Raw genomic sequence first — 26763 nt, 5'->3', positions numbered from 1 at the left:
CGGCTTTCCGCTGGAAATCCCGCTTGACCCGATCTTGGATTGAACTCTTCTCGGCCTGAGCCGTAAACCAGAGCCTGCAAACCCCGGGCCAGAGCGGATCGCCTCCGAACACGGCCCCCTTATGGGAGACCAAGATGCCGCATGTCGCCTGGACTGAACTGGAGGCCGCCGCTCGCCGAGATGCGCTCTCCCGCATCCAGGATCAGTTCACCGCCGACCCCGACCGGCTGTCGCGGATGACGCTGGACGCGGCGGGGCTGCATCTGGACCTGTCCAAGCAGAGCTGGTCACGGGCCGGGTTCGAGGCCGCCCTGGCGCTGGCGCGGGCCTGCGACGTCGAGGGCCGCCGCGCCGCTCTGTTCGCGGGCGAGGCCGTGAACCTGACCGAAGGCCGCGCCGTCCTGCACCCAGCCCTGCGCGCACCGGACGGCGCACAGTTCCGCGCCTTGGGCGAGCCGGTGTCGGCTGAGGTCGAGGCGGTGCGCGCCGAGATGAAGGCCTACGCCCAAGCTTTGCGGTATGGAAATGAGACAGGCGCCACAGGGCGCCGGTTCGAGACGGTGCTTCATATCGGCATCGGCGGCTCAGACCTGGGTCCGCGCCTGATCTGGGACGCCCTGCGTCCGCTCGACCCGGACGTCGACCTCCGCTTCGTCGCCAACATCGACCCGCGGGACATGGCCGAGGCCCTGGCCGGGCTCGATCCGGAAACGACCCTGGCCATCGTCGTCTCCAAGAGCTTCACCACCCAGGAGACCCTGCTGAACGCGCAGGCCGCCAAGGCCTGGCTGGCCGACGCCCTGCCGGCGGAGGGCCTGGCCAAACACTTCATCGGCGTCACCGCCGCGCCGGAAAAGGCGCAGGCCTTCGGCTGCGGCCGCACCTTCGCCTTCAGGGACTGGGTCGGCGGGCGCTATTCCCTGTGGTCTGCGGTCAGCCTGTCCTGTGTCATCGCCCTGGGATGGGAGCCGTTTCAGGCGTTTCTCGACGGCGCCGCCGACATGGACCGCCACTTCCTCGAAGCCCCGCTGGAGAAGAATGCGCCGGTGCTGCTGGCGCTGGCGGAGATTTACAACGTCGACGGACTGCTTCGCGGCGCGCGCAGCGTCGCGCCCTACGCCCATGCCCTGCGCCGCCTGCCCGCCTTCCTCCAGCAGCTGGAAATGGAATCGAACGGCAAGCAGGTGCGCCAAGACGGCTCGCCTGTCGGTCGACAGACCTGTCCGGTGGTCTTCGGCGAACCGGGCGCCAACGGCCAGCACGCCTTCTTCCAGCAACTGCACCAGGGGTCGCAGGTTGTTCCGGTCGATTTCATCATAGTCGGCCGCACCTGCGATAAGACGCCCTCGACCTATCTTTGGGCCAATGCCCTGGCTCAGGCCCAGGCGCTGATGGTCGGCAAGAACGAGGCCCAGGCCCACGCAGAGCTGATGGCCTCTGGCGCGTCCGAAGCGGAGGCGGGCCGGCTGGTGCCGCACAAGACCTTCTCCGGCGACCGTCCTTCGACCACAGTGCTGATGAAACGGCTGACGCCGCAGACCCTGGGCGCCCTGATCGCCCTCTATGAGCACAAGACCTTCGTCGAGGGCGTGATCTGGGACATCAACAGCTTCGATCAATGGGGCGTGGAGCTGGGCAAGGTTCTGGCCAAGGCTCTGCTGAAAGACGCGGCCAAGGGCGAACCGTCGCCTGAGCTGGACCCGTCGACGGCCGATCTGCTGCGGCGGCTGACGGCGTGACGTTCGCCCCTCGAAGGCTATCGAACTGACTATACTCGCGAAAAAGGCCCGGTCGCGAGACCGGGCCTTTCCTTAGTTCGCCGTTCGATTACCAACGGCGATCGTAGCGATAGTCGCGGTCGCGGCGGTTCTGATGGCTGCGCCACTCGCCGTGGTTCTTCCAGTAGCGGCCGTCGCGATAGTAGCGGCCGTTGTTCCGATCATTGCGGCCGTTGTAATAGCCGTCGCGGCTATTGATGCCGTGATCGCGTTCCCAGTGGCCCTGGTTCCGATAGCAGCGGCCGCCGCGGTAGTAGTCGCAGTTGTCGTTGCTCGACGAGGAAGAAGCCGCGCCCAGGGCCGCGCCGGCTAGCGCGCCCCCCGCGACATAGCGTCCGTCGCCTTGACCGATCAGCGCGCCGGCGACGCCGCCGACGACGGCGCCAAGCACGGCGTCACGGCCGGTGTTGTCGCGATCGCGGTCGCGATAGTTCTGAGCTGCGGCCGGGGTCGTGGCCAGCATCGTCACAACCAGAGCAGGGGCGATAGCGCCGGCGCCGATCTTGAACAGGGACTTCATGGCGGGCTCCTTTCGAAAGCCGGTTGATCCGTTGTCCCCCTTTTAGCGAAGCCTGTCTGAACGACCCCAGGGGCGTCTGTTCATTTTCGCTTCATCCAGGCGCCCAATTTCGCCCGCGCCCGCCCTTGACGCCCCCCGCCCCCCTGCCTAACTCCCCGGTCGTTAGCACTCGGGGAGGGCGACTGCCAAAGTCGCGGGCTCCGAGGGCTGGAACCTACATCCTAACGGGAGTTACTCAGATGGCGTTTCGTCCGCTCGGCGACCGCGTGCTGGTCAAGCGCGTTGAAGAAGAATCCAAGACCAAGGGCGGGATCATCATCCCCGACACGGCCAAGGAAAAGCCCCAGGAAGGCGAAGTCGTCGCCGTGGGCCCTGGCGTCCGCGACGAAGACGGCAAGCACGTCGCCCTGGAACTGAAGGCCGGCGACCGCATCCTGTTCGGCAAGTGGTCGGGCACCGAGGTCAAGATCGACGGCGACGACCTGATCATCATGAAGGAATCCGACGTCCTGGGCGTGCTGTCGTAAGACGCGTCCTGGTTTCCGGAATTCTAACGTAAAAACATCTAGATAGGAGCAGCCCGCATGGCCGCTAAAATCGTAAAGTTCAACACCGACGCCCGCGACAAGATGCTGAAGGGCGTCAACGTCCTGGCTGACGCCGTCAAGGTGACCCTGGGTCCGAAGGGCCGCAACGTCGTGATCCAGAAGTCCTTCGGCGCCCCGCGCTCGACCAAGGACGGCGTCTCGGTGGCCAAGGAAATCGAGCTGGAAGACGCCTTCGAGAACATGGGCGCCCAGATGATCCGCGAAGTCGCCTCCAAGGCGAACGACAAGGCGGGCGACGGCACCACCACCGCCACCGTTCTGGCCCAGGCCATCGTCCAGGAAGGCCTGAAGGCCGTGGCCGCCGGCATGAACCCGATGGACCTGAAGCGCGGCATCGACAAGGCTGTCGAAGCGGTGCTGGAAGAGATCAAGTCGAACTCCAAGCCGGTCTCCAACAACTCGGAAATCGCCCAGGTCGGCACCATCTCGGCCAACGGCGACGCTGAAATCGGCGACCTGATCGCTCAGGCCATGGCCAAGGTCGGCAACGAAGGCGTCATCACCGTCGAAGAAGCCAAGACCGCCGAAACCACCGTCGACATCGTCGAGGGCATGCAGTTCGACCGCGGTTACCTGTCGCCCTACTTCATCACCAACCCGGACAAGATGGAGGTCTCCCTCGAAGAGCCGCTCATCCTGCTCCACGAGAAGAAGCTGACCTCGCTGCAGCCGATGCTGCCGGTGCTGGAAGCCGTGGTTCAGTCGGGCCGTCCCCTGCTGATCATCGCCGAAGACATCGAAGGCGAAGCCCTGGCCACCCTGGTGGTCAACAAGCTGCGCGGCGGCCTGCGCGTCGCCGCCGTCAAGGCTCCGGGCTTCGGCGACCGCCGCAAGGCCATGCTGGAAGACATCGCCATCCTGACGGGCGGCCAGGTCATCTCGGAAGACCTCGGCATCAAGCTTGAGACCGTCACGCTCGACATGCTGGGCAAGGCCAAGAAGGTCCAGATCACCAAGGACGACACCACCATCGTCGAAGGTTCGGGCGAGAAGGACGGCATCGAGGCCCGCGTGGGCCAGATCAAGCGTCAGATCGAGGACACCACCTCGGACTACGACAAGGAAAAGCTGCAAGAGCGTCTGGCCAAGCTGGCCGGCGGCGTCGCCGTCCTGCGCGTCGGCGGCTCGACCGAAGTCGAAGTGAAGGAAAAGAAGGACCGCGTCGACGACGCCCTGAACGCGACCCGCGCCGCTGCCGATGAAGGCATCGTCCCGGGCGGCGGCGTGGCCCTGCTGAAGGCCTCCAAGGTGCTGGACGTGCTGAAGGGCGACAACGCCGATCAGAACGCCGGCGTCAACATCGTCCGCCGCGCCCTGCAGGCTCCGATCCGTCAGATCTCGGAAAACTCGGGCGTCGAAGGCTCGATCGTGGTCGGCAAGGTGCTGGAGTCGGACAAGCCCGAGTTCGGCTTCAACGCCCAGACCGAAGAGTACGGCGACCTGGTGGAAATGGGCGTCATCGACCCGGCCAAGGTCGTCCGCTCGGCTCTGGCCTCGGCCGGCTCGGTCGCGGGCATCATGATCACGACCGAAGCCGCCATCGCTGACGCGCCCAAGAAGGGCGGCGCCGGCGGCGCCCCCGACATGGGCGGCATGGGCGGCATGGGCGGCATGGACTTCTAAGGAAGCCTAACAGCCTCAGCTGATCGAAGGGCGGGATCGAAAGGTCCCGCCCTTTCTTTTTGCGCAAGGCTTCTCCCTCCCCTTCATGGGGAGGGTGGCTGAAGCCGACAGGTCGAAGCCGGGTGGGGGCGGCAAGGCGATGCAGGCGCCGAGGCCAGGATCGCCCGGCCCTCCCCACCCGATCTCCGCTTCGCGTCGACCACCCTCCCATGGAGGGAGAACCCGCGCGCTAGTTGCCCGCCTCGCCCACCTGGCGCCCGGCCAGCCGCGCGCCTTCGACCACCGCCGGATCGGCGCGCGCCGTGTCCAGCACCCAGTCGCGGAAGCGGGCGATCTTGGGAGCCAGGCGGCGGCCGGGCGGGTAGCAGAGCCAATAGCCCTCGGCCAGGGCCACCGTCGCTGCAAACGGCCGCACCAGCAGGCCCCGCTCCAGCTCGCGACCGTAGAGGATGGGCGAGCCCAGGGCCACGCCCTGATCGCCCAGGGCCGCCGCCACCTCCAGCGCCTGGTTGTCGGCGGTCAGCCGGGGCGGCGCCGCCGCATCGGCGGGCGCCACGCCGGCGGCGGCGAACCACGCGGCCCATTCGCCCGGATGGCCCACCAGACGCGCCCGCTTCAAATCGGCCGGCGTTTGCAAATCCAGACGATCGCGCATCGCTGGACTGCACACAGGGGTGAAGATCGCAGGCATCAGAAAACGGCTCTCCACCCCCGGCCACCGGCCCGCGCCGAACCGCAGCCCCACGTCCAGCCCGTCCGCTCCCAGACTCGACAGGGCTGCGCTGGTGTCGACCCGCACGGCCAGGTCGGGGTTGGCCAACTGGAACGCTCCCAGCCGCGGCGCCAGCCATTGGGTCGCCAGCGTCTGCAAGGTGGTGATCGCCAGCACGCCCTGGTCGGCCTCAACCACCTCGGCCACAGCGCGCCGCAGCAGGGTCATGGCTTCGGTCGCCGCCGTGGACAGACGCTCGCCCTCAAGGGTCAGCCCTACCTGTCGCGCTCCGCGCGTGAACAGAGGGCGCTCCAGCTTTTCCTCCAGATCGCGGATGCGCCAACTGACCGCCGCCTGGGTCATGCCCAGGGCTTCCGCCGCTCGGGTGAAACTGAGCAGGCGCGCGGCCGCCTCGAACACGCGCAGGGCGTCGACCGGGATCCGCGCTAGAGGATCAGACATAAGCCAACCTTATCAATGAACGCGGTCATCTCGTTTGTCTCATCGCGCACCATGCGCCATTTTCAGGTCCAGACAAAGGATCAAGAGCATGGAAGACACTCATCGCACTCATAAGGAACCCGCGTGGGGCTGGCTCGGCGGCCTGTTCGCTCCCCGCCTCCCTTCTCACCCGCGCTCCGCCGCTCCGACGGGCGATGGTCGCAGGGCGGCGAAACCCTGCCCGACACCCCCGCGCCGGGCAGCCTGCTGAGGGCCATCGCCGCCCCGGGCGCGACAAGGCGTCGCGCCCGGAGGCCTTCCGTCAGCGGAGCGGTTGCCCCGGCACAGCGCCCCCGCCCATAAAGGCGCCCTCACCATCGCAGAGGGGGCCTGTTCGATGCGCCGCACCACCCGTATTTCATCCTTCGCCGCAGCCGCGCTGATCGCCGCCGCCGGCCTGAGCGTCGCCGTTCCGGCCGAGGCGCAAGGCCGCCGGGCGGCGCCCGCCGCCGAGCGTTCGGACTGGCCCGCCCGCGCCGCCCCGGCCCAGGCGCGCGCCGTGACCTTCGCCGCCGCCGCTGCGCCGTCCGGCGCCCTGGTGCTGCCGCTGGGTTCAGAAGCAGATCTCGCCACGCGCGGCGCCGCTCTGGACGCCGGGACGCGCCAGGCGATCGCCTCGGCGATCCAGTCCGCCCGCTTCGACTACAAGGCGCGCCAGACCCTCAACCTGCACGGCGTGGGCGGCTGGGACCGTATCCTGGTGGTCGGCCTGGGTCAGACGCCCAGCGCCGCCGATGTTCAGACCGCCGGCATCATCGCCGGCCGCGCCCTGAACAGCCAGCCGGGCGCCCTGACGGCCCTGACCTCCGGCCTGTCCGCCGACATGGCGTCTGAGCTGGCCACCGGCCTGGGCATCGGCCACTATCGCTCGGACCTCTACGTCACCACCGGCCGCGACCGCCCGGCGCCCGGCCCACTGACGCTCGTCGCCGACGACGCGGGGGCCGCTGAAAGCGCCTATCGCCGCGGGGCCGCCCTGGTCGAAGCCATGGCCTGGACCCGCGACGTGTCGAACGAGCCGGCCAATATCGTCTACCCGGAAAGCTTCGTCGCCCGCGCCCGCGCCGCCTTCGCCGGCGTGCCGGGCGTCGAGATCACCGAACTGGACGTGCCCGCCATGCAACAGCTGGGCATGGGCGCCCTGCTGGGCGTCGGCCAGGGCTCCAGCCGCCCGCCGCGCCTGCTGGCCGTGCGTTATCGCGGCCAGGCCTCGGCCGACGGGCCGATCGCCCTGCTGGGCAAGGGCATCACCTTCGATTCCGGCGGCCTGTCGCTGAAGCCCGGTTCGGGCATGGGCAATATGAAGATGGACATGTCCGGCGCCGCCAGCGTGGTCGGCGCCGTCCTGGCCCTGGCCAAGGCTGGCGCGCCGGTGGACGTGGTCGCCGTCGCGGCCCTGGCCGAAAACATGCCTGACGGCGGCGGCATCCGCCCCGCCGACGTCCTGACGGCCATGAACGGCAAGACCATCGAGATCATCTCGACCGACGCGGAAGGCCGCCTGGTGCTGGCCGACGCCGTGGTCTGGGCCGACACCACCTTGAACCCCGCCGCCATCGTCGACGTGGCCACCCTGACCGGCTCGGTCGGCGGCGCCCTGGGCAATGACTACGCCGGCCTGTTCAGCCGTCACGACGCGCTGGCCGATCAGCTGAAGACGGCCGGCGACGCCACCGGCGAGACCCTGTGGCGCCTGCCGCTGCACCCCTCCTATGTTCGCGCCACCTCTTCGGCCATCGCCGACATCAAGAATTCGGGCGACGGCGGCGCGGGCGCAGGCACCGGCGCTCACTTCATCGGCTATTTCGCCCGACCCGAGACGCCGTGGGCCCACCTGGACATCGCCAACATGGCCTTCGGCGCCGCCAACGACGTCAAGCCGGCCGGTTCGGCGGGCTATAGCGTCCGCCTGCTGGAGCGCTTCGTGCGCGACTTCCAGCCGGTGGCCAAGGAGAAGGGCGCGGGCGGCTACTAAGCCGCCTTCAGCCTCAACCTTCCTGGATGGCGACGATCTCGACCGACTGGCCCGCGACCGTCGCCTCCTCCCCCTCGCGCTTGCCCATCAGGGCGCGGGCCAGGGGCGAGACGTGGCTGACACTGCCCTTGGCCGGATCGGCCTCGTCCTCGCCGACGATGCGCCAGGTCTGGGTGCGGCCGTCCTCGCGCTCGATCGTCACCGTGTCGCCGAAGCGGACCTGGCCGTCCGGCGGCGCCTCGACCAGCTGGGCCGTCGAGCGTCGCGCCGACCAGTAGCGCAGGTCGCGCGTCGCGCGCGCCATGGCGGTGCGGTCGGCCTCGATGGAGCCCGCCGCCTGCGCCGCCGTATAGGCCGCCCGCGCAGCCGCCAGCTCGGCCTCTATCTGAGCCAGCCCTTGCGGCGTGACGAGGTTCGGGTGGGGCGAGATCGGCCGGTCCGGCAGGTCCGCCGCCGTGGCTTCCAGATCTTCTTCTCGGGTAAAGGCGACGCTCATGACCATCAACATAGGCCCCGGCGCCCATTCCCGCTAGGAAGGCGGCGATGACGCCCTCCCCTCCCACAGTCGCCGTGATCGGCGCCGGTCCCGCCGGGCTGATGGCCGCCGAACGCCTGGCCCAGACCGGCCTGCGCGTGGTCGTGCATGAGCGCATGCCCTCGGTCGCGCGCAAATTCCTGATGGCCGGGCGTGGCGGGTTGAACCTGACCCATTCGGAGCCGCTCGCGCCCTTCCTGAACCGCTACGACGCCGCCGCGCAGGCCCGCATCAAGGACTGGCTGGACGCCTTTGCGCCCGCCGACCTGATCGAATGGGTCGAAGGACTGGGCCAGCCGACATTCGTCGGGTCGTCCGGCCGGGTGTTTCCCAAGGCGATGAAGGCGTCCCCCCTGCTGCGCGCCTGGCTGACGCGGCTGGAGGAGCTCGGCGTCGAGATCCGCACCCGCTCGCGCTGGACCGGCTGGCAGGGCGACGCCCTGACCTTTGACACGCCCGAGGGCGAGAGGATCGAACGCGCGGACGCCGTGATCCTGGCGCTGGGCGGCGCCAGCTGGGCCAAGCTGGGGTCGGACGCGGCATGGGTTCCCGCGCTGGAACAGGCGGGCGCCGAGGTACGCCCCTTCCGGCCCGCCAATGTCGGCTTCGACATCGCGTGGTCGGCGCTGTTCCGCCAGCGTTTCGCCGGAACGCCGCTCAAAGGCGTCGCCTTGACGTACGAAGGCCGGACCGTGCGCGGCGAGGCCATGATCGCCGCCTATGGCATCGAGGGCGGCGGCGTCTACGCCCTGTCCGCCGGTCTGCGCGAGGCGGTGGAACGCGACGGATCGACCGTGCTGATGCTCGATCTACGGCCCGATCTGAGTGTCGAAGCCCTGACCCAGCGCCTGTCGAAACCGCGCGGCAAGGACAGTCTGTCGAACTGGCTGCGCAAGGCGGCAAGGCTGGATGCAACGGCCGTCGCCCTGCTGCGCGAGCGCGGCCCCATGCCCGTAGAATCGTCCGAACTGGCCGCCCGGATCAAGGGCCTCTCCCTCACTCTGAAAGGGGTTCAGGGATTGACCCGCGCCATCTCCTCAGCCGGCGGCGTGGCCCTGGACGCCGTGGACGACCGGCTCATGCTGAAGGCGCGGCCCGGCGTCTTCCTGGCGGGGGAAATGCTGGACTGGGAGGCGCCGACCGGCGGCTATCTGCTGCAGGCGTCCTTCGCCTCGGGCGTGGTCGCGGCCGACGGCGTGCGCGCGTGGCTGGACGCGCGCTGAAGCCCTTCGGGGGTCGACAGCGGCGCCCTCAGGGGGCAGCGTGGCGCGACCCTCCCAGATGTCGAGCCCGCCCATGACCCTCGCCCGCTCCGCCGCCATCGGCCTGATCGCCGCCCTGATGTGTTCGACCTCTGCGCTGGCTCAAGCCGGCGCCCAGCCCGGCCGCATCGACCCGGCCCGGCTGAACGAAGCGACCCGCGTGCTGGCCTCCGACGCGTTCGAGGGCCGCGCCCCGGTCACCCCCGGCGAGGATCGCACCATCGAATGGCTGAGCCAGCAGTTCCAGGCGCTCGGTCTCGAGCCCGGCGGCCCGAACGGCTCGTGGGTGCAGGTCGCCCAGGTCAGCCGCACCAGCCAGGACGGCCCCGCCGCCATCAGCGTCTCCGCCAACGGTCGCACGACCGAATTGCAGCGGGCCAAGGACGTCATCGTCTCCTCGGACCGGCCGGTCGACCACATCACCCTGACCGACGCGCCCGTGGTCTTCGTCGGCTATGGCGTCGATGCGCCCGAGCGCGGCTGGGACGACTACAAGGGCGTCGATCTGACCGGCAAGATCATGCTGGTTCTGGTCAACGACCCCGACTTCGGCGCGCCCGAAGGCCATCCGGTCGCGGGCAAGTTCGACGGTCAGGCCATGACCTTCTACGGCCGCTGGTCCTACAAGTTCCAGGTGGCGGCGGCGCACGGGGCGGCGGGCGTCCTGGTCATCCACGACACGCCGGGCGCGGGCTATCCCTGGTCGACGCTGGAGAACTCCTCGACTGCGCCCAAGTTCGACATCGTCCGCGCCGATCCCGACAAGGAGCGCGTGGCGGCGCAAGGCTGGATTCAGGGCGCCGTCGCCGAACAGCTGTTCAAGGACGCCGGGCTGGACTTCGCCGCCCTGAAGGATCAGGCGCGCACGCCCGGCTTCCAGCCCGTGGCGCTGGACGGCGTGACCATGTCCATCGACTTCGGTCAGAAGGCCGACCGGGTCGAGACGCGCAACGTCATCGGCCGCCTGCCCGGCACGACATACCCGGACGAGACGGTGATGTTCGGCGCCCACTGGGACGCCTATGGCCGCGCCACGCCCAAGAACGGCGACGACATCTATAACGGCGCTGTCGACAACGCGACCGGCGTCGCCGCCGTGATGGAGATCGCCCGCCTGTTCGCCGAGGGGCCGCGCCCCGAACGCTCGACCGTCTTCGTCGGCTGGGCGGCCGAGGAGACCGGCCTGCTGGGCGCCGAATACTACGCCGCCAACCCGGTGTGGCCGCTGGAGACCACGGTCGCCAACATCAACATGGACAGCCTGCTGCCGGGGACCGAGATCGACCCGAACATCGTCGTCATCGGCGCGGGCAAAAACGACCTCGACGACCGTCTGGCGGTGCTGGCCGCGCGCGAGGGTCGCCGCCTGATCCCCGATCCTGCGCCGCAGGCGGGGGCCTTCTATCGCTCGGATCACTTCCCGCTGGCGCGCAAGGGCGTGCCCGCCCTGTTCGCCGCCGCCGGCTTCACCGGGCATAATGAAGCGAGCCGCGATTACGTCGCCAACCGCTATCATCAGCCGACGGATGAATGGACACCGGACTGGAAGATGGACGCCGCCGCCGCCGATGTTCAGCTGCTGTACGAAGTCGGCCGCGATCTGGCCAACTCGCGCGACTGGCCCGCGTGGAAGCCGGGTGACGAGTTCGAGGGCGCCCGCAACGCCTCGGCTTCGTCTCGGAAGTGACCCGCAGCCGCCAAAGCGCTAAACCGCGCACATGACCAGCCTTCCCGACCTCCACGGCGTCTGCCCGCCGCGCTTCAATGCAGTGAAGGACGCCTTCGCCGCCAACTTCACCGACGCCCCCGAGGGGCTGAACGAACTGGCCGCGCGCTTCAGCGTGACCATCGACGGCGAGGTCGCGGTCGACCTGTGGGCCGGGTCGGCTGATCTGGCGGGGACCAAGCCCTTCGCCGAGGACACGCTGGTCCCGGTCTTCTCGACCGGCAAGGCGGTGATGGCGCTGATGATCGCGCGCTGCGTCGACAAGGGGCTGTTGTCCTACGAAGACCGGGTCGCCGACCACTGGCCGGCCTTCGGGGCGGCCGGCAAGGACCAGCTGACCGTCGGCCAACTGATGAGCCATCAGTCCGGCCTGCCGGGCTTTTCCGACGGGGTCGAACCGGCCATCTGGTTCGACCGTCAGGCCGTGCTGGACAAGCTGGCGGCCCAGGCGCCGCTGTGGGCGCCGGGCACGGCGTCCGGCTATCACCCGATCACCATCGGCTATCTGGCGGGCGAGCTGTTCCGCATCGTCGACGGCCGGACGATGGGGACCGCCCTGCGCGAAGACTTCGCCCAGCCGTTCGATCTGGACCTGTGGATCGGCCTGCCCGAGGCCGAGCACGGCCGCGTCGCCCAGCTGCGCAAGCCCGCCGCCGCGCCGGACCTCGGCCCCATCGACGCCATCAAGAAGGCCGCCTTCCTGGATCGCGGCTCGGCCCCCGGCGGACGCGGCTCGACCGAGTGGCGGACGGCGGAGATTCCCTCCGCTAACCTGCACGCCACGGCGCGCGATCTGGCGCGCATGATGTCCATCGTCGCCACCGGCGGCGCGCTCGACCATCTGGCGGTGCTGTCGGAAGAGACCCTGGCCCAGGCCACGCGCGAGCGCATCCACGGGCCCGACAAGGTGCTGCCCTTCGACATGAGCTGGGCGGCGGGCTTCACCCGCAATCAGGGCCTGAACATCTTCGGCCCCAACCCCGAAGCGGTCGGCCACTGCGGCTGGGGCGGGTCGATGGCGTTTGCGGATCAGGCGGCAGGGGTGTCGGCCGCCTATGTCATGACGCGTCAGTCGCCGCACCTGATCGGCGACCCGCGCGCGCTGAGGCTGATCGAGGCGCTCTACGGCGCCCTTTAGGCCGCCGGCCCCCAGGCCAGCTGGTCGTGCACAATCAGCCAGCCGTCGACCGTACGGCGCAGGATGCGGGTGAACAGGCCGCGATGGGTCTTGCCGTCGCGCGTCATCACGGCCCGACCTGAAACCACCGCCGTATTGACGTCGAACTGCAGGGTCTCGAACCACTCATAGGACAAGGCGCCCAGCCCGCCGGGCTCGGCGGCCCGGGCGTCCAGGGCCGCGCGCACGCTGTCGGGTCCCTTCAGCGGCGTGTCGCCCAGAAACACCAGCAGCGGCTCGTCGTGGACATAGGTGGCCATGACCGCGTCAACCTCGCCCGAGGTCCAGGCGGCGGCCGCCGCGTCCAGGGCGTCGCTGACGGCGTCGAAGGTCTCGGCCGTAGTCGGCGGCGCGGCGACGGCCGCGGGGGCGCCGGCGGCGGCGGAGGTTGCGGCCTCGCGAGCGACCCCCGCGCGGGCGGTGCGGATGACGTCGCCGCCTCCGCCAAGGGCGCCGCTGCTTTGAGCGCAGGCGGAGGTCCCCCCGGCGATCAGCACGGATACGGCGAGGGCGGAAAGCAGGCGGGAGCGGATCATCATCCCCCTCTCTTTAGGACGGGACGACGCCAGACCTCAACGCGCAGGCGGCGGATTCTCGCCGATGGCGTCCATGCGGTCCTCGGCCGGATCGTCCAGAAGCCCCGGCTCGGGCGCCACGATCGTCTCTGCGGTGGCCGAGGCGCGGCGCACCTTCAGCACGGCGCCGAGGGCGAAGACGGCGGCGCCGCCCCAGATAAAGGCGAAGGAGGCGATGCGCAGGGCGCCCAGGGCCTCGCCCTGCAGGGCGCCGATGACGAAGACGATGGTCGGCGCAAGGAACTGCAGGAAACCCATGCTGGACAGAGGCATCCGCCGCGCCGCCCAGGCGAACAGGGCCAGCGGAATGACAGTCGCCGGTCCGGCGATCAGCAGCCACAGCGTCGCGGCGGGCGAGGCGGTGAAATGCCCCTGGCCAGTGGTTTCGATGAAGACCACCCAGGCCAGACCCGGCAGGGCCAGCAGAAGGCACTCCATGAACAGGCCGGTCTGGGCGTCGACCGAGACCCGCTTGCGGATGATGCCGTACCCCGCAAAGCTGAAGGCCAGCAGCAGGGACACCCAGGGCGCATGACCCAGCGCCACCGCCTGCAGGATCACTCCGAGCGCCGCCAGCACGATGGCGGCCGCGCCGAAGCGATCGATCCGTTCACGGAACAGCCAGGCCCCCGCCGCCATGTTCAGCAAGGGGTTGAGGTAGTAGCCGAGCGAGGCGTCCAGCGTGCGCCCGTTGTTCACCGCCATGACGTAGGTGGTCCAATTGGTCGCGATCAGCACCGCCGACAGCGCCAGCCAGCCCAGCACCTTGGGCTGGCGAAAGACGGCGACGACCTGCGTCCACTGGCGCGACAGCAGGACCAGGGCCAGGGACCAGAGCACGGCCCAGACGGCCCGGTGGCCCATGATCTCCCAGGCGTCGGCGCCCTGATGCGCCATCTGCTGGAACACCAGGGGAATGAAACCCCACAGCAAGTAGCAGAGCACCCCCGCCCCCAGGGCGGCGCGGGCTTCGGACGCAGGAGGAGCAGACGACGCGCTCACGCTGGAAACCTTTCGATCCCCGCCGCATCGCCGACGCGGCGGGGTCATGGAGTGCTCAAACCGCCCTCAGGCAGCCTCGCGCCGCGCGCGAGGCCTTAGGGCTTCTTAGACCGTCAGAGTGCGGTAGCCGCTCTTGGGCGTGATGACGCCGGTCTCGTCCAGCAGCTGGGCGATCTGCACGGCGTTCAGAGCCGCGCCCTTGCGCAGGTTGTCGGACACCACCCAGAACGACAGGCCGTGCTCGACGGTCGGGTCCTTGCGGATGCGCGACACATAGACCGCGTGCTCGCCCGCCGCGTCGACCGGGGTGATGTAGCCGTCGTGTTCCTGCTTATCGATGACCTGAACGCCCGGCGCCTCGCGCAGGATTTCGCGCGCTTCGTCCGGCGCGATCGGACGGTCGAACTCGACCGTCACCGCTTCGGAGTGGCCGACGAAGACCGGCACGCGCACGCAGGTGACGGTCAGCTTGATCGAGGGATCGAGCATCTTGTGCGTCTCCTCCCACATCTTGGCCTCTTCGTCGGTATAGCCGTCGTCGCGGAACGAACCGATGTAGGGGATGACGTTGAAGGCGATCTGCTTGGGGAACTTCTTGGGCGTGGCGTCGCCCAGGCCGTAGATGGCCTTGGTCTGGTTCCACAGCTCGTCCATGCCTTCCTTCCCGGCGCCCGACACGGACTGGTAGGTCGAGACGACGACGCGCTTGATCTTGGCCGCGTCATGCAGCGGCTTCAGCGCCACCACCAGTTGGGCGGTCGAGCAGTTGGGGTTGGCGACGATGTTCTTCTTGCGCGCCAGCTTGACCGCGTCGGGGTTCACCTCGGGCACGATCAGCGGCACGTCCGGGTCCTGTCGGAAGGCCGAGGAGTTGTCGATGACGATGGGGCCGGCCTTGCCGATCTTCTCGGACCACTCGCGCGACACCGCGCCGCCGGCGCTCATCAGCACCAGGTCAACGCTGGAGAAGTCGAACTGTTCGATGTCCTCGCACTTGATGGTGCGATCGCCGAAGGAGACCTCGACGCCCTTGGATTTTCGGGAGGCGATCGCGTGCATTTTCTCGACGGGAAAGTTCACTTCTTCGAGAATGGCCAGAATTTCCCGGCCGACATTGCCGGTGGCGCCTACGACGGCGACGCGATAGCCCATGATGAAATCATCCTTTGTACGGGGGCGTTTGGGAGAAACGCTTCTGCATTTGGGTCCTTCGCAGCCGTGAAGCAACCGGAATCCTCCAAATCGACGCCGGAAACGGCGACCGCCTTTCCCCGGCCCTGTCGGGGGGCTATCTGCTGGGCATGACCTCCCGCATCCGCAACGCCTACGACATCCGCGTGGAAGAAGGCGTGATCACGCCCGAGCCGGCCCAGGCCGCCCTGATCGGCGCGCTTGAACGGCTGGAGACCGACCTGTCGAAGAAGGGCCTGTTCGGCGCCCAGCCGACCGTGCGCGGCATCTACATCTGGGGCCCGCCCGGACGCGGCAAGTCCATGCTGATGGACCTCTTCTATTCCTCGACGCCCGAGCAGAAGAAGGTGCGGGCCCACTTCCACGCCTTCATGGCGCGCATCCACGACCTAGTGAAACAGTGGCGCGACGGCACGGCGCGCAGCCGCAAGGAGGTCTTCGGGACCAGCCGAGGCGACGACCCCATTCCGCCGATCGCCGCCCTGATCGCCTCGGAGGCGCGGCTGCTGTGCTTCGACGAACTTCAGGTCACGGACATCGCCGACGCCATGATCCTGGGCCGTCTGTTCGAGGCCCTGTTCGAGAAGAAGGTGGTGCTGGCCGTCACCTCGAACCGCGCGCCCGAAGACCTCTACAAGAACGGCATCAACCGCCAGCTCTTCCTGCCCTTCATCGACATCCTCCGCCAGCGCTGCGACGTGGTCGAGACGGCCGGCGCCCGCGACTTCCGCCTGGACCGCATGGCCGGGGCCAAGGTCTGGTTCTCGCCGCTGGACGCCGAGGCCCGGCAGGGCTTCGAGACCCTGTGGTCGGACCTGAAGGGCGGCGAGACGGAGGAGCCCATCGCCCTGCCGGTGCTGGGCCGCGAGGTGAAGCTGGAGCGCACGGTCGGCGCCATGGCGCGCGCGACCTTTGACGAGCTATGCGGCCGACCGCTGGGGCCGCAGGACTATCTGGCCGTCGCCCGGCGCTTCCACACCCTGTTCCTGGCTGACGTGCCCCTGCTCAGCCCGGCCAACCACCACGAGGCGCGCCGTCTGGTAACGCTGGTGGACGCGCTTTACGAGGCCAAGACCCGGCTTGTGGTTCTGGCCCAGGCCGCGCCGGAGGCCCTCTATGTCGAAGGCGTCGGCGCCTTCGAGTTCGAACGCACCGTCTCGCGCTTCAACGAGATGCAGAGCGAGGACTGGCTGGAACAGCGCGAAGAGGCTGAGGCGGCCTGAGCCCCCCTTCCGCTCATCCCGGCGGACGCCGGGATCCAGTGCTTTGGCCGCCAATGCGAGATTGGCTGAGAGGTTCACTAAATGCGGTGCTTGGGGTTCGTACTGGATCCCGGCGTCCGCCGGGATGAGCGGTTTCTAGGGGTCACGCACGAAAAAGGGCCGCACTCGAAAATGCGGCCCTTTCCAATTTAGACGCCTAAGCGCTCAAGCAGCGAGCCGCGCGGCTCGCGTTAGCGCCCTCAAGCCAAGGAAGGCTCGATATCCTTACAGGCCTGGATCAGGCCCTGGACCGACGCGACTGACTTGGCGAACATCGCCTTTTCGTCGTCGTTGGTGGTGAACTCGACGATCTTCTCGACGCCGTTCGCGCCGATCATCGCCGGAACGCCGACGTAGAGGTCCGACAGGCCGTATTCGCCCGACAGCCACACGGCGCACGGCAGGACGCGCTTCTGGTCCAGCAGGTAGGACTTGGCCATGGCGATGGCGGATTCAGCCGGGGCGTAGAAGGCCGAGCCGGTCTTCAGCAGGGCGACGATCTCGCCGCCGCCCTTGCGGGTGCGCTCGACGATGGCGTCCAGATCAGCCTGGCTCAGGAAGCCTGCGGCGACGGCGTCCGGCAGCGGCAGGCCGCCCACGGTCGAGTGGCGCACCATCGGCACCATGTCGTCGCCGTGACCGCCCAGGGTCCAGGCGTGGATGTCCTGCACCGACACGCCCGTCTTTTCAGCCAGGAAATAGGCGAAGCGGGCCGAGTCCAGCACGCCGGCCATGCCGATGACCTTCTCCTTGGGCAGGCCTGAGAACTTCTGCAGGGCCCAGACCATGGCGTCGAGCGGGTTGGTGATGCAGATGACGAAGGTGTTGGGGGCGTGCTGCTTGATTCCCTCGCCGACGGCCTTCATCACTTTCAGATTGATGCCGATCAGGTCGTCGCGGCTCATGCCCGGCTTGCGCGGCACGCCGGCGGTGACGATGCAGACGTCGGCGCCGGCGATGTCGGCGTAGTCGTTGGCGCCCTTCAGGGCCACGTCCTGACCGAAGACGGCCGAGGCTTCGGCGATGTCCAGAGCCTTGCCCTGGGGGGTGCCTTCGGCGATGTCGAACAGGATGACGTCGCCCAGCGCCTCGCGCGCGGCCACGTGGGCCAGGGTTCCGCCGATCATGCCGGCGCCGATAAGGGCGATCTTCGCGCGAGCCATTCAGGTCTCTCCAGTCGATATTGCGAGTGCGAAATGCTAGTCGATGGACCGGCGGTCTAGACCTGTCAGCCGGTCGCGGCAAGCGTCCGCCTCCACCGCTTTGATCATTGCGCCCCTGCCTGACGGCTGTCACGGTCCGCCATGCCCTCGCCTTCAGACTTCCGCGCCGATCCCGCTTTCGAGGCGGCTTCCGTATTCGCCGCCGACTGGCCGCTGTGTCAGGTCCGGCTTCAGGACGACGCGCGCTTTGCGTGGCTGATCCTGCTGCCGCGCCTGCCCGGCGCAGTCGAACTGGAGGACCTGTCGCCCGAACAGCGCGCCGTGCTGACCGAAGAGATCGTGCGGGCCGGCTCTCTGGTGCGCGAACTGGGCGCCCTGCGCGAACAGCCGGTCGACAAGCTGAACGTGGCGGCGCTCGGCAATGTCACCGCCCAACTTCACATTCACGTGGTCGGACGCCGGCGCGACGATCCCTTATGGCCCGATCCGGTCTGGGGGCGGCCCGGGGCGGTTCCTTGCGCGGCCGCCGCGCGCGCGAGGGCGCTGTCGCATATCGCAGCCTTTTGATCGCCGCTCGCAGGTAGAACTTGACGGGAATCGGTTCGCTTCGTTGACACCGCCCCGTCCGCGTCACTAAAGCCTGTTGCACTGCAATCCGGCCTGAAATTCCTCGGGTTTTTTGAGAATCATTCGCATGTCGAACACTCCCACGGCTGCGGGCGAAACTGGCGACCGGACGGGCCGCTACGTCCGTCACCCCAACGGGCACGTCGCTCCGATGTCGCCCTTCACCGATATCTGGCGCTGGCACATGACCATGGTCGCGTCGATCCTGTTCCGCGTCACCATCGGCGCGGCCAGCGTGGGCGCGATCCTGCTGCTGGGCTGGGTCGCCGCCACGGCTTCCGGCCCGGACGCCTTCGCCTCGGTCGCCGCCTTCTCGCGCTCGCCGTTCGGCCTGTTCATCTGGTTCGGCCTGACCTGGGTGCTGTTCTCCTTCCTGCTGAACGGCGCACGCCACCTGATCAACGATGCGGGTCGCGGCCTGACCCTCAAGTCGGCCAACCTGCTGGCCCAGATCGCCGTCTGGGGCCCGATCGTCCTGGCCGTCCTGTTCTGGGTCGTGCTGTTCGCTGCTGGAAAGGTTTCGCTGTGAGCGCCGCGCCCAAGTTCAAGAACAATGTGAAAATCTCCGAGCGTCACGGCGCCTCGGAATGGAAAGTCGAAAAGCTGGCGCTGCTGGCCCTGATGCCGCTGGGCCTTTGGGTCCTGTCTTCGGGCCTCACCCTGGCGGGCGCCGATTACGGCGCGGTCGTCGCCTGGTTCGGCAGCACGCTGAACGCCGGGCTCGCGGCCGTGACGGCGGTGGTCTTCTGCCTGTTCGCCAGCCTGGCCTGGAAGGTGATCATCGAGGACTACGTCCCCGCCGGTTCGCGTTCCGGCCTGATCCTGGTCTCGAACCTGGTCTTCCTCGTGCTGGCGGCCGCCAGCATCTTCTTCATCGTGCGTCTGGCGCTGGGCTCGGCCCCGCTGCCGGCCGGAGTCTGATCCGCCATGGCTGCTTACGAGCTTATTGATCACGAATACGACGTCGTCGTCGTCGGCGCCGGCGGCTCGGGCCTGCGCGCCGCCCTCGGCGCCGCCCAGCAGGGCCTGAAGGTCGCCTGCGTCACCAAGGTTTTCCCCACACGGAGCCACACCGTCGCGGCGCAAGGCGGCATCTCCGCCTCGCTGGGCAACATGGGCGAGGATTCCTGGCAGTGGCACATGTACGACACCGTCAAGGGGTCGGACTGGCTGGGCGACCAGGACGCCATCGAATACCTGGTGCGCAACGCGCCCCAGGCCGTCTATGAGCTGGAACACTGGGGCGTGCCCTTCAGCCGCACCGACGAAGGCAAGATCTACCAGCGCGCCTTCGGCGGCATGACCCGCAACTTCGGCGAAGGCCCGGTGCAGCGCACCTGCGCCGCCGCCGACCGCACCGGCCACGCCATCCTGCACACCCTGTACGGCCAGTCGGTGCGTCGGGAGGTGAAGTTCTTCGTCGAATACTTCGCCCTGGACCTGATCATGCAGGACGGCGCCTGCACTGGCGTCACCGCGCTTCAGCTCGACACCGGCCAGCTGCACCAGTTCCGCGCCAAGATGGTGGTGCTGGCGACCGGCGGCTACGGCCGCGCCTATTTCTCGGCCACCTCGGCCCACACCTGCACCGGCGACGGCAACGCCATGGTGCTGCGCGCCGGCCTGCCGCTGCAGGACATGGAGTTCGTGCAGTTCCACCCGACCGGCATCTACGGCGCCGGCTGCCTGATCACCGAAGGCGCGCGTGGTGAAGGCGGTTACCTGACCAACTCCGAAGGCGAACGCTTCATGGAGCGCTATGCGCCGACCGTGAAGGACCTGGCCCCGCGCGACATGGTCAGCCGCTCCATGACCATCGAAATCCGCGAAGGCCGCGGCGTGGGTCCGAACAAGGACCACATCTTCCTGCACCTGGACCACCTTGATCCGGCCGTGCTGCACGCGCGCCTGCCGGGCATCTCGGAATCGGCCAAGATCTTCGCCGGCGTCGATGTGACCAAGGAGCCGATCCCGGTCATCCCGACCGTCCACTACAACATGGGCGGCATCCCGACGAACTATCACGGCGAGGTGCTGACGCTGCGCGACGGCAACCCCGACAGCGTGGTGCCGGGCCTGATGGCCGTGGGCGAGGCGGGCTGCGTCTCGGTGCACGGCGCCAACCGCCTGGGCTCCAACTCCCTGACCGACCTGGTGGTGTTCGGCCGCGCCGTCGGCCTGCGCTGCGGCGAGGTCGTGGACAAGAACTCGGCCGTGCCCTCGGCCTCCAAGGCCCAGACCGACCAGCACATCGCGCGCCTGGACCGCTTCCGCAACGCCTCGGGCTCGACCCCGACGTCGCACCTGCGTCTGGACATGCAGCGCGCCATGCAGGCCGACGCGGCGGTGTTCCGCACCGGCAAGACCCTGGAAGAAGGCGTGCAGAAGCTGCGCTCGATCGAGGCCGCCGGCGCCGACATCAAGACCACCGATCGCGGTCTGATCTGGAACACCGACCTGGTCGAGACGCTGGAATACGACAACCTGATCTCGCAGGCCCTGGTGACCATCGAAGGCGCGCTGAACCGCACGGAATCGCGCGGCGCCCACGCCCGCGAGGATTTCCCCGAGCGCGACGACGAGAACTGGATGAAGCACACCCTGGCGTGGAAGCGTCCGGGCGAGGGCGTCCAGATCGATTATCGCCCGGTGCACAAATACACGATGACCGACGAGGTCTCTTACATCGAGCCCCGGGCTCGGGTGTACTAAGGAGGATTGCAGATGGTTCAGCTCAACCTCCCGCGGGGCTCCAAGCCCACGACCGGCAAGGTCCACAAGGCTCCGGCCGGCGCCCAGAACGTCAAGACCTACAAGGTCTATCGCTACGACCCGGAAACGGACGCCGATCCGCGCTGGGACGTCTATGAGGTCTCGGCCGACGATCACGGCCCGATGCTTCTGGACGCCCTGATCCACATCAAGAACGAGATCGACCCCACCCTGTCGTTCCGCCGGTCGTGCCGTGAAGGCATCTGCGGCTCGTGCTCGATGAACGTCGACGGCCGCAACGCCCTGGCCTGCACCAAGGGCTGGGCCGAGTGCTCGTCGCACAACATCACCATCGCCCCCCTGCCCCACCAGCCGGTGGTGAAGGACCTGGTGACCGACCTGTCGCTGTTCTACGCCCAGTACGACTCCATCCAGCCCTACCTCCAGTCCGACCTGCCGGACCCGGAGAAGGAGCGCCTGCAGACGCCGGAAGACCGCGAAAAGCTGGACGGCCTTTACGAGTGCATCCTGTGCGCCTGCTGCTCGACCTCGTGCCCGAGCTACTGGTGGAACCAGGAAGAGTACCTCGGCCCGGCGGCCCTGCTGCAGTCCTATCGCTGGATCGCCGACAGCCGCGACGACGCCACCCAGAAGCGCCTCGACGACCTCGAGGACCCCTTCAAGCTGTATCGCTGCCACACGATCATGAACTGCGCCCAGGTCTGCCCCAAGGGGCTGAACCCGGCCAAGGCGATCGCCGAGACCAAGAAGCTGATGGTCTCGCCGTCGCGCAAGAAGACCGCCGCCTGATCCAGGCGGTCCGAACGAAAAGAAAAGCCCCCGGCGCCGCCTGGTTCCGGGGGTTTTCCTTGGCCGCCGCGTAGCAAGGCTTGCCAACCCCGCATCCGGAGTTAAGACCGCTTCCATGCCCAAGATCACCTACATCGAGCACGACGGGACCGAGCACACGGTCGAGGTCAAGAAGGGCCTGTCCGTGATGGAGGGCGCGATCCGCAACAATGTGCCGGGCATCGACGCCGACTGCGGCGGCGCCTGCGCCTGCGCCACCTGCCACGTCTATGTCGACCCGGATTTCGCCGCCGAGACGGGCCGCCCCTCGGCTATGGAGGAGTCCATGCTGGACTTCGCCGAGAACGTCGAACCGAACAGCCGCCTGTCCTGCCAGATCCGCGTCACCGACGATCTGGACGGCCTGATCGTCCGCCTGCCGCAAAGCCAGCACTGACATGATCGACGCCCGGCTGCTGGACGCGGTCGGGTCTCTGGTCGCGGCCCATGCGCGGCCGGACCACATCCCCCTGATCGGCATCGCCGGGGCGCAGGGCTCGGGCAAAACCACACTGGCGCGCGCTGCCGCTGAACGGTTCAGCGCGGCGCATCTGTCGCTGGACGACGTCTATCTGACCAGGGCCGAGCGCCGGACCCTCGCCCGCCAGGTCCATCCTCTTTTCGCCGTGCGCGGTCCCCCCGGAACGCACGATCTGGCCCTGCTGGAGGCCACGGTCGCCGCCCTGCGCGCCGCCGGGCCGGACAGCCGAACGCCCCTGCCCGCCTTCGACAAGCTAACGGACGACCGGGCGCCGAAAGCCTCGTGGCCTGTGTTTACGGGCCGTCCGTCGGCGGTGCTGATCGATGGCTGGTGTCTGGGGGCTACGCCGCAGACCGAAGCGGATCTGACCCTTCCGGTCAACGCCCTGGAGGCCGAGCAGGATGTCCAGGGCCGATGGCGGCGCGACGTCAACGCCGCCCTGACCAGCCCCTACGCTGAGACCTTCGCCCGCTTCGACGCCATGCTGTTCCTGAAGGCGCCTTCGTTCGACGCGGTGCTGGACTGGCGCTGCGAACAGGAGGCGGGTCTGATGGGCCTGCCCCCCGCCGACCTACCCTTCACCAGACGCGCCGAACTGGCCTTCTTCATCCAGCATTTCGAACGCATCACCCGCCACATGCTGACTGGCGGGGTGCGCGCCGATCTGGTGGTTCAGCTGGACGCCGACCGGCGTCTCAGTCCGCCGGCATCCGGCCGTAGTTGACCGCCATGCGGCCGATCAGGCCCTTGACGATCAGGTCGACGGGCGAGCCTTCGCGATAGTCCCCCGCCGCGACGAAGTTGACCCGATCCTCCGAGATCAGACGATGGATCTTGTCGTGGTCGCGCGGCGTGCTGTCGGGGTCGTAGACGGCGATGGAGAAGCCGCCCTTGGTGTGCATCATCTTCATGGTCGGCACATCGGTGTCGCCGTCGCCCAGGAAGATCATCCGGTCGAACGGGATGGGCCGCTCCTCATCCGGGATGAAGCGGTTGATGCGCTCATCCTCCCAGTGGTTGTGCACCCCCTTGTTGATGCGGAACAGATACTGGGTCTTAGTCGTGTAGTTGACGCCCACGGCGGGCCACACCGCCACATCGTCCGCGTCATAGGCGTATTTCGAAGCGAAGACGTGGGTAAAGGCCTCGGCGATGGGACAGCCCTCGATCATCTCGGTCAGGCCCGCCGAGATGATGTAGTGCTCGATCTCCAGACCATATTGGGCGCCGAAGGCGTTCATCCGGTCGAACCAGCTGCGGTCGCGCAGCCCTTCAAACAGCGCCACGTCCCGGCCATGGTCTCGCAGGGCCTGGCGCGTCACCGGCGTGCCCTGTTCGCGCGCCGTCTGCAGCATCATCTGCATATACATCAGGATGCCGTCGCCATCGGCGGCGATGGTCCGGGGACGGACGGTCTCGTTCCAGAACTGGGCCGGCGTCATCCCGATCGAGGGGATGAAGCTGACCTCCTGCATGTTCCCGCGGGCCAGCGTCCCGTCGAAATCATAGATGATGGCGGTCTTGAGCAGGGGGCGGGGCGTATCGGCCATGAAAGCGTCCTGGAAGGCTTGGACACGCCCTCTAGCACGGCTGGACGGCCATATCAGCCCAGCAGCAGCTCCGGCGCCGCCGTCGGCGCCTCAGCCTCGATCGGCAGGTGCAGGATGAAGGCCGCGCCCTTGCCCGGTTCGGACTGGACCTCGGCCCAGCCGCCATGCAGCTCGACCAGGGCCTTGACCAGAGCCAGGGCCACGCCCGGCCCGCCCCGCTCGCGCCGCACGAAGCGGTCGAAGACGTGGGCCTGCAGGTGATAGGGGATGCCCCGGCCGGTGTCCTCGACGCGGATGCGCACCTCGTTCGGCCCCGCTGCGGCGCTCAGGCTGACGGCGCCGCCTTCAGACACGGCGCGGCAGGCGTGCTCCAGCAACTGGTCGACCGCCTGGGCGATGCGGCGGGCGTCGGCGCGGAACGGCGGCAGCCCCGCCGGGCAACTCAGGTTCAGCGTCGCCCCGCGCCCCTCGACCTTGGGCCGGATGCGCTCGGCCGCCTCTTCCAGCAGGTCGCAGACGCGCACGTCGCCCAGCGTCAGCTCCATCTCGCCGGCATCGATCTGGGCCATGTCCAGCACGTCGTCGATGGAGCGGGCCAGATGGCTGGCCGCCACGCGGATGGCCCCGGCGTGCTGGCGGCTGCGCTCGGGCAGGTCGCCCATCGCCTCCAGCAGTTCGGAATAGCCGACGATGGTCGTCAGCGGGGTGCGCAGCTCATAGGAGACGCTGCCCACGAACTCGCGTTTCAGCGCCTGGCTCTCGGCCAAGGCGGCTTCCTTGGCCGCCAGCGCCTGCTCCAACCCGCGCCGGGCCGTCACGTCCGAGAAGGCGACCAGCGTCGCGCCGTCCGGCAGGGGCCGGGTCTGCCAGGCGGCGCTACGGCCGTCCTCGGTGCGCCCCTCGCCGGCGATCGGCACCCGGCTTTCGGGGTCCGGGTCGGCCACCCGCGCCTTCAGGCCCAGCCACAGGGCCGCGTCGGGCAGGACCGGGCGGCACAGGGCGGCCACGGCGTCGAAGTCGCCCGCTTCGTTCAGCCGTTCGCCCGCCACCCCCCAGAAGGTCTCGAACGCTTCGTTGTGCAGCCGCAGCCGCCCGTCCGAACCGAACACGGCCACGGCGTCGTTCAGCTTGTCCAGCGTCGCGCGCTGGACCTGGATCTGGGCGTTGTAGCGGCTGCGCAGCTGCAGCTCGCCGGTGATGTCCGAGAAGATCAGCAGGATGCCGCCCAGCGGGTGCGGCTGGCGCACCACCCGCAGCGTCCGCCCGTCCGGCAGGGACCAGCTGTCGTCCGGCGAGGCCTGAGCGGCGCCGTAGAAGTCCAGTTCATCCGCCTTCCAGCGGGCATAGTCGACGACCTCGGGCAGCAGCCGCTTCTGGCGCAACCGGTCCAGCAGCTCGGCGTGGGTCGGGCGCTCGTCAAGCCAGGCCGGATCGACCCCGAACAGCGACTGGAAGGCGGTGTTGTGGAAGGCCAGCCGCTTGGACGGGCCGAAGATGGCCACGGCGTCGGCCAGGTGGTTCAGCGTCTCGTCGTGGGCCTCGACGTGACGACGCAGGGTGTCGCGCGTCTCTTCGGCCTCGGTCATCTCTATGGCGAAGGCGATGACCGCGCCGCGCCCGCCCGCCAGCGGTTCGGCCAGGATCTTCCACGCCCGGCGCCGTCCGCCGGCCGTGGTCCAGCGGAAGCCGTCCTGACGCGCATTCAGACGCAGGGCCTCGGCCACCACCCCGTCGGCGCCCCGGTCGAAACTGAGTCCCCGTTCGCGCGCTTCGGCCAGGGTCTCCGCCCCCGTCTCGGCCAGCCAGGCGCTGTTGGCCCAGACCAGCCGCCCCGCCCCGTCCACGACCCAGGTCGGCGCCGGAGACTGTTCGGCCAGAACCCCTGCGCCCGCGCCGCCGTCCAGCGCACCCTCGCCGCCGACCCCGGTCAGGCGCGACAACCGCAGCCAGGCCGATCCCCCGTGCGGCCGTCCCTCGACCGCCCAGGCGCCTTCAGGCGTCTCCATCAGCGTCTCGAACGCCTCCCCCGCCTGAACCAGGGCCTCCATGCGCCCGGTGTGCAGCCCGGTCAGGACATCGACCACGGCTTGCGCCGCCGCCAGTCCCTCAAGCCCGGACGCCAGCGCCGACAGGGCCTCGGCCGAGCCGAACACGGCCTGGGCCTCGCCCTGCGGGTTCAGGGCCACCCGCACGTCGTCGAACGCGGTCAGCGCCCCCTCGCTGGCCGCGGCCGAGGCCTGGGCCCCGCCCAGCCAGCGCTCGATTTCGACCTCCCGCGCGCCCAGCCGCGCACGCAGCCGCCAGGTCCAGGCGCTGATCGCCAGCGCCAGACCGGCCGCCCCTGCGGTGGCTGCATAAGCGATGTCGGCCTCGGCCATAGGTCCCCGGATGATGCGTCGCTGCGGCCGCCGAGCGTCAGCGCGCCGACCGATTCGCGTTTACCATAACCTGATTGCGCGATTTGCGATGCGGCGTCGCCGCCGATTGCGGGACCGGCCGCGCCGGGCGATATCCTTCAGCATGAGCCAGACCTGGACCGATCAGACCGCCCCCTCCCTCGACGACTTCGCCCGCCTGGCCGAAGAGGCCTTCGCCGCCCTGCCCGACCTGTTCCGTCAGGCGGCCGGGGACGTGGTCATCCGCATCGACGACTTCGCCGACGAGGAGACCCTGCGCGACCTTGAGATCGAGGACCCGTTCGAGCTGACCGGCCTGTATTCCGGCGTCCATATCGGCGAGCGGGACAGCATGGGGCCGGCGCCGGAGCCGTCGCGCGTCTTCCTGTATCGCCGCCCGATCCTGGATGAGTGGTGCGAACGCGGCGACGTCGGCCTGGCCGAGATCATCGCCCACGTCCTGATCCACGAGATCGGCCACCACCTGGGGCTGGACGACGATCAGATCCACGCCATCGAGGACGACGCCGACTAGGCG

General features: G+C 68.8%; 25 protein-coding genes. 16 read left to right on the top strand and 9 right to left on the bottom strand.

Annotated features, from left to right (window positions below):
- The first annotated feature begins 134 nt into the window (after positions 1-134).
- Positions 135-1739 carry a glucose-6-phosphate isomerase gene (gene pgi / locus H9656_RS12830; RefSeq protein WP_191744647.1) on the top strand — a complete coding sequence of 535 codons (1605 nt, stop codon included), beginning with the start codon at positions 135-137 and terminating at the stop codon, positions 1737-1739.
- Between the two features lie 88 nt (positions 1740-1827).
- Here the strand turns inward: pgi and H9656_RS12825 are convergent, their stop codons facing one another.
- Positions 1828-2298 carry a hypothetical protein gene (locus H9656_RS12825; RefSeq protein WP_191744646.1) on the bottom strand — a complete coding sequence of 157 codons (471 nt, stop codon included), beginning with the start codon at positions 2296-2298 and terminating at the stop codon, positions 1828-1830.
- A 239-nt stretch (positions 2299-2537) separates the two neighbouring features.
- On the opposite strand from H9656_RS12825, the gene groES reads away from it, so the two are divergent.
- Positions 2538-2825 (top strand): co-chaperone GroES, encoded by a 288-nt coding sequence (gene groES / locus H9656_RS12820; RefSeq protein ID WP_114817120.1) that lies wholly within the window; start codon positions 2538-2540, stop codon positions 2823-2825.
- A 57-nt stretch (positions 2826-2882) separates the two neighbouring features.
- Positions 2883-4529 (top strand): chaperonin GroEL, encoded by a 1647-nt coding sequence (gene groL / locus H9656_RS12815; protein ID WP_191744645.1) that lies wholly within the window; start codon positions 2883-2885, stop codon positions 4527-4529.
- A gap of 229 nt (positions 4530-4758) precedes the next feature.
- Here the strand turns inward: groL and H9656_RS12810 are convergent, their stop codons facing one another.
- The gene (locus tag H9656_RS12810; RefSeq protein ID WP_191744644.1) at positions 4759-5703 is read right to left on the bottom strand and encodes a LysR substrate-binding domain-containing protein; all 945 of its coding nucleotides are present in this window, start codon (positions 5701-5703) and stop codon (positions 4759-4761) included.
- Positions 5704-6079: 376 nt separating this feature from the next.
- On the opposite strand from H9656_RS12810, the gene H9656_RS12805 reads away from it, so the two are divergent.
- Positions 6080-7717 (top strand): leucyl aminopeptidase family protein, encoded by a 1638-nt coding sequence (locus tag H9656_RS12805; protein WP_191744643.1) that lies wholly within the window; start codon positions 6080-6082, stop codon positions 7715-7717.
- 13 nt (positions 7718-7730) lie between these two features.
- Here H9656_RS12805 and greA read toward each other — a convergent pair whose 3' ends face one another.
- The gene (gene greA / locus H9656_RS12800) at positions 7731-8213 is read right to left on the bottom strand and encodes a transcription elongation factor GreA (protein ID WP_191744642.1); all 483 of its coding nucleotides are present in this window, start codon (positions 8211-8213) and stop codon (positions 7731-7733) included.
- Positions 8214-8260: 47 nt separating this feature from the next.
- On the opposite strand from greA, the gene H9656_RS12795 reads away from it, so the two are divergent.
- From H9656_RS12795 to H9656_RS12785, 3 genes are all read left to right on the top strand, one after another.
- A complete protein-coding gene (locus tag H9656_RS12795; RefSeq protein ID WP_191744641.1) occupies positions 8261-9475 on the top strand; it encodes a TIGR03862 family flavoprotein in 1215 nt (404 codons plus the stop codon).
- Between the two features lie 73 nt (positions 9476-9548).
- Positions 9549-11201, top strand: coding sequence for a M28 family metallopeptidase (locus H9656_RS12790; protein ID WP_191744640.1), 1653 nt, complete (start codon positions 9549-9551; stop codon positions 11199-11201).
- 31 nt (positions 11202-11232) lie between these two features.
- The gene (locus H9656_RS12785; protein ID WP_191744639.1) at positions 11233-12378 is read left to right on the top strand and encodes a serine hydrolase domain-containing protein; all 1146 of its coding nucleotides are present in this window, start codon (positions 11233-11235) and stop codon (positions 12376-12378) included.
- Here the strand turns inward: H9656_RS12785 and H9656_RS12780 are convergent.
- From H9656_RS12780 to H9656_RS12770, 3 genes are all read right to left on the bottom strand, one after another.
- Entirely contained in the window at positions 12375-12956 is a 582-nt protein-coding gene (locus H9656_RS12780) for a YybH family protein (protein ID WP_191744638.1), read from the bottom strand. The two genes, H9656_RS12785 and H9656_RS12780, sit on opposite strands and share 4 nt — an antisense overlap.
- 33 nt (positions 12957-12989) lie before the next feature.
- Entirely contained in the window at positions 12990-13994 is a 1005-nt protein-coding gene (gene rarD / locus H9656_RS12775) for an EamA family transporter RarD (protein ID WP_191744637.1), read from the bottom strand.
- A gap of 105 nt (positions 13995-14099) precedes the next feature.
- On the bottom strand, positions 14100-15146 hold the full coding sequence (locus H9656_RS12770; protein WP_191744636.1) for an aspartate-semialdehyde dehydrogenase: 1047 nt from the start codon (positions 15144-15146) through the stop codon (positions 14100-14102).
- A 149-nt stretch (positions 15147-15295) separates the two neighbouring features.
- On the opposite strand from H9656_RS12770, the gene zapE reads away from it, so the two are divergent.
- On the top strand, positions 15296-16408 hold the full coding sequence (gene zapE / locus H9656_RS12765; RefSeq protein WP_191744635.1) for a cell division protein ZapE: 1113 nt from the start codon (positions 15296-15298) through the stop codon (positions 16406-16408).
- Positions 16409-16647: 239 nt separating this feature from the next.
- Here zapE and mdh read toward each other — a convergent pair whose 3' ends face one another.
- Positions 16648-17610 carry a malate dehydrogenase gene (gene mdh, locus H9656_RS12760; protein WP_191744634.1) on the bottom strand — a complete coding sequence of 321 codons (963 nt, stop codon included), beginning with the start codon at positions 17608-17610 and terminating at the stop codon, positions 16648-16650.
- A gap of 141 nt (positions 17611-17751) precedes the next feature.
- On the opposite strand from mdh, the gene H9656_RS12755 reads away from it, so the two are divergent.
- The 7 genes from H9656_RS12755 (at position 17752) to H9656_RS12725 (ending at position 23003) form a co-directional block, all read left to right on the top strand.
- Complete coding sequence (locus H9656_RS12755) at positions 17752-18177, top strand: HIT domain-containing protein (RefSeq protein WP_191744633.1); 426 nt, start codon at positions 17752-17754, stop codon at positions 18175-18177.
- Between the two features lie 211 nt (positions 18178-18388).
- A complete protein-coding gene (sdhC, locus tag H9656_RS12750; protein ID WP_191744834.1) occupies positions 18389-18766 on the top strand; it encodes a succinate dehydrogenase, cytochrome b556 subunit in 378 nt (125 codons plus the stop codon).
- Positions 18763-19158: a succinate dehydrogenase, hydrophobic membrane anchor protein gene (locus H9656_RS12745; RefSeq protein WP_191744632.1), complete on the top strand. Its 396-nt coding sequence runs from the start codon at positions 18763-18765 to the stop codon at positions 19156-19158. The genes sdhC and H9656_RS12745 overlap by 4 nt, the downstream gene beginning before the upstream one ends.
- Before the next feature lie 6 nt (positions 19159-19164).
- A complete protein-coding gene (sdhA, locus tag H9656_RS12740) occupies positions 19165-20949 on the top strand; it encodes a succinate dehydrogenase flavoprotein subunit (protein WP_191744631.1) in 1785 nt (594 codons plus the stop codon).
- A gap of 12 nt (positions 20950-20961) precedes the next feature.
- Positions 20962-21759 (top strand): succinate dehydrogenase iron-sulfur subunit, encoded by a 798-nt coding sequence (locus H9656_RS12735; RefSeq protein ID WP_191744630.1) that lies wholly within the window; start codon positions 20962-20964, stop codon positions 21757-21759.
- 115 nt (positions 21760-21874) lie between these two features.
- Complete coding sequence (locus H9656_RS12730) at positions 21875-22195, top strand: 2Fe-2S iron-sulfur cluster-binding protein (RefSeq protein ID WP_024354432.1); 321 nt, start codon at positions 21875-21877, stop codon at positions 22193-22195.
- A gap of 1 nt (position 22196) precedes the next feature.
- The gene (locus tag H9656_RS12725) at positions 22197-23003 is read left to right on the top strand and encodes a kinase (protein ID WP_191744629.1); all 807 of its coding nucleotides are present in this window, start codon (positions 22197-22199) and stop codon (positions 23001-23003) included.
- Here the strand turns inward: H9656_RS12725 and H9656_RS12720 are convergent.
- On the bottom strand, positions 22975-23829 hold the full coding sequence (locus tag H9656_RS12720; RefSeq protein ID WP_191744628.1) for an HAD family hydrolase: 855 nt from the start codon (positions 23827-23829) through the stop codon (positions 22975-22977). The two genes, H9656_RS12725 and H9656_RS12720, sit on opposite strands and share 29 nt — an antisense overlap.
- 53 nt (positions 23830-23882) lie before the next feature.
- Positions 23883-26207, bottom strand: a complete 2325-nt coding sequence (locus tag H9656_RS12715; protein ID WP_191744627.1) for a PAS domain-containing sensor histidine kinase — start codon at positions 26205-26207, stop codon at positions 23883-23885.
- Between the two features lie 142 nt (positions 26208-26349).
- Between H9656_RS12715 and H9656_RS12710 the strand changes: the two genes are divergently transcribed.
- Positions 26350-26760 carry a metallopeptidase family protein gene (locus H9656_RS12710; RefSeq protein WP_191744626.1) on the top strand — a complete coding sequence of 137 codons (411 nt, stop codon included), beginning with the start codon at positions 26350-26352 and terminating at the stop codon, positions 26758-26760.
- Positions 26761-26763 lie beyond the last annotated feature (3 nt).

Origin of the sequence: Brevundimonas guildfordensis (assembly GCF_014836405.1) — a bacterium.
Lineage (GTDB): Bacteria > Pseudomonadota > Alphaproteobacteria > Caulobacterales > Caulobacteraceae > Brevundimonas > Brevundimonas guildfordensis.
Note: the sequence above shows the minus strand (reverse complement) of the source record. Positions and strands in the feature narration are given on the sequence as shown.

Excerpts from the sequence above, each read along its gene's own strand:
- zapE (WP_191744635.1), top strand. The coding sequence starts at position 15,296 with ATGACCTCCCGCATCCGCAACGCCTACGACATCCGCGTGGAAGAAGGC.
- groES (WP_114817120.1), top strand. The coding sequence starts at position 2,538 with ATGGCGTTTCGTCCGCTCGGCGACCGCGTGCTGGTCAAGCGCGTTGAA.
- H9656_RS12805 (WP_191744643.1), top strand. The coding sequence starts at position 6,080 with ATGCGCCGCACCACCCGTATTTCATCCTTCGCCGCAGCCGCGCTGATC.
- pgi (WP_191744647.1), top strand. The coding sequence starts at position 135 with ATGCCGCATGTCGCCTGGACTGAACTGGAGGCCGCCGCTCGCCGAGAT.
- sdhC (WP_191744834.1), top strand. The coding sequence starts at position 18,389 with ATGTCGCCCTTCACCGATATCTGGCGCTGGCACATGACCATGGTCGCG.
- H9656_RS12795 (WP_191744641.1), top strand. The coding sequence starts at position 8,261 with ATGACGCCCTCCCCTCCCACAGTCGCCGTGATCGGCGCCGGTCCCGCC.
- H9656_RS12755 (WP_191744633.1), top strand. The coding sequence starts at position 17,752 with ATGCCCTCGCCTTCAGACTTCCGCGCCGATCCCGCTTTCGAGGCGGCT.
- H9656_RS12735 (WP_191744630.1), top strand. The coding sequence starts at position 20,962 with ATGGTTCAGCTCAACCTCCCGCGGGGCTCCAAGCCCACGACCGGCAAG.
- H9656_RS12825 (WP_191744646.1), bottom strand. The coding sequence starts at position 2,298 with ATGAAGTCCCTGTTCAAGATCGGCGCCGGCGCTATCGCCCCTGCTCTG.
- H9656_RS12720 (WP_191744628.1), bottom strand. The coding sequence starts at position 23,829 with ATGGCCGATACGCCCCGCCCCCTGCTCAAGACCGCCATCATCTATGAT.
- sdhA (WP_191744631.1), top strand. The coding sequence starts at position 19,165 with ATGGCTGCTTACGAGCTTATTGATCACGAATACGACGTCGTCGTCGTC.
- H9656_RS12810 (WP_191744644.1), bottom strand. The coding sequence starts at position 5,703 with ATGTCTGATCCTCTAGCGCGGATCCCGGTCGACGCCCTGCGCGTGTTC.
- greA (WP_191744642.1), bottom strand. The coding sequence starts at position 8,213 with ATGAGCGTCGCCTTTACCCGAGAAGAAGATCTGGAAGCCACGGCGGCG.
- H9656_RS12785 (WP_191744639.1), top strand. The coding sequence starts at position 11,233 with ATGACCAGCCTTCCCGACCTCCACGGCGTCTGCCCGCCGCGCTTCAAT.
- H9656_RS12790 (WP_191744640.1), top strand. The coding sequence starts at position 9,549 with ATGACCCTCGCCCGCTCCGCCGCCATCGGCCTGATCGCCGCCCTGATG.
- H9656_RS12770 (WP_191744636.1), bottom strand. The coding sequence starts at position 15,146 with ATGGGCTATCGCGTCGCCGTCGTAGGCGCCACCGGCAATGTCGGCCGG.
- H9656_RS12710 (WP_191744626.1), top strand. The coding sequence starts at position 26,350 with ATGAGCCAGACCTGGACCGATCAGACCGCCCCCTCCCTCGACGACTTC.
- H9656_RS12780 (WP_191744638.1), bottom strand. The coding sequence starts at position 12,956 with ATGATGATCCGCTCCCGCCTGCTTTCCGCCCTCGCCGTATCCGTGCTG.
- H9656_RS12715 (WP_191744627.1), bottom strand. The coding sequence starts at position 26,207 with ATGGCCGAGGCCGACATCGCTTATGCAGCCACCGCAGGGGCGGCCGGT.
- H9656_RS12730 (WP_024354432.1), top strand. The coding sequence starts at position 21,875 with ATGCCCAAGATCACCTACATCGAGCACGACGGGACCGAGCACACGGTC.
- H9656_RS12725 (WP_191744629.1), top strand. The coding sequence starts at position 22,197 with ATGATCGACGCCCGGCTGCTGGACGCGGTCGGGTCTCTGGTCGCGGCC.
- groL (WP_191744645.1), top strand. The coding sequence starts at position 2,883 with ATGGCCGCTAAAATCGTAAAGTTCAACACCGACGCCCGCGACAAGATG.
- mdh (WP_191744634.1), bottom strand. The coding sequence starts at position 17,610 with ATGGCTCGCGCGAAGATCGCCCTTATCGGCGCCGGCATGATCGGCGGA.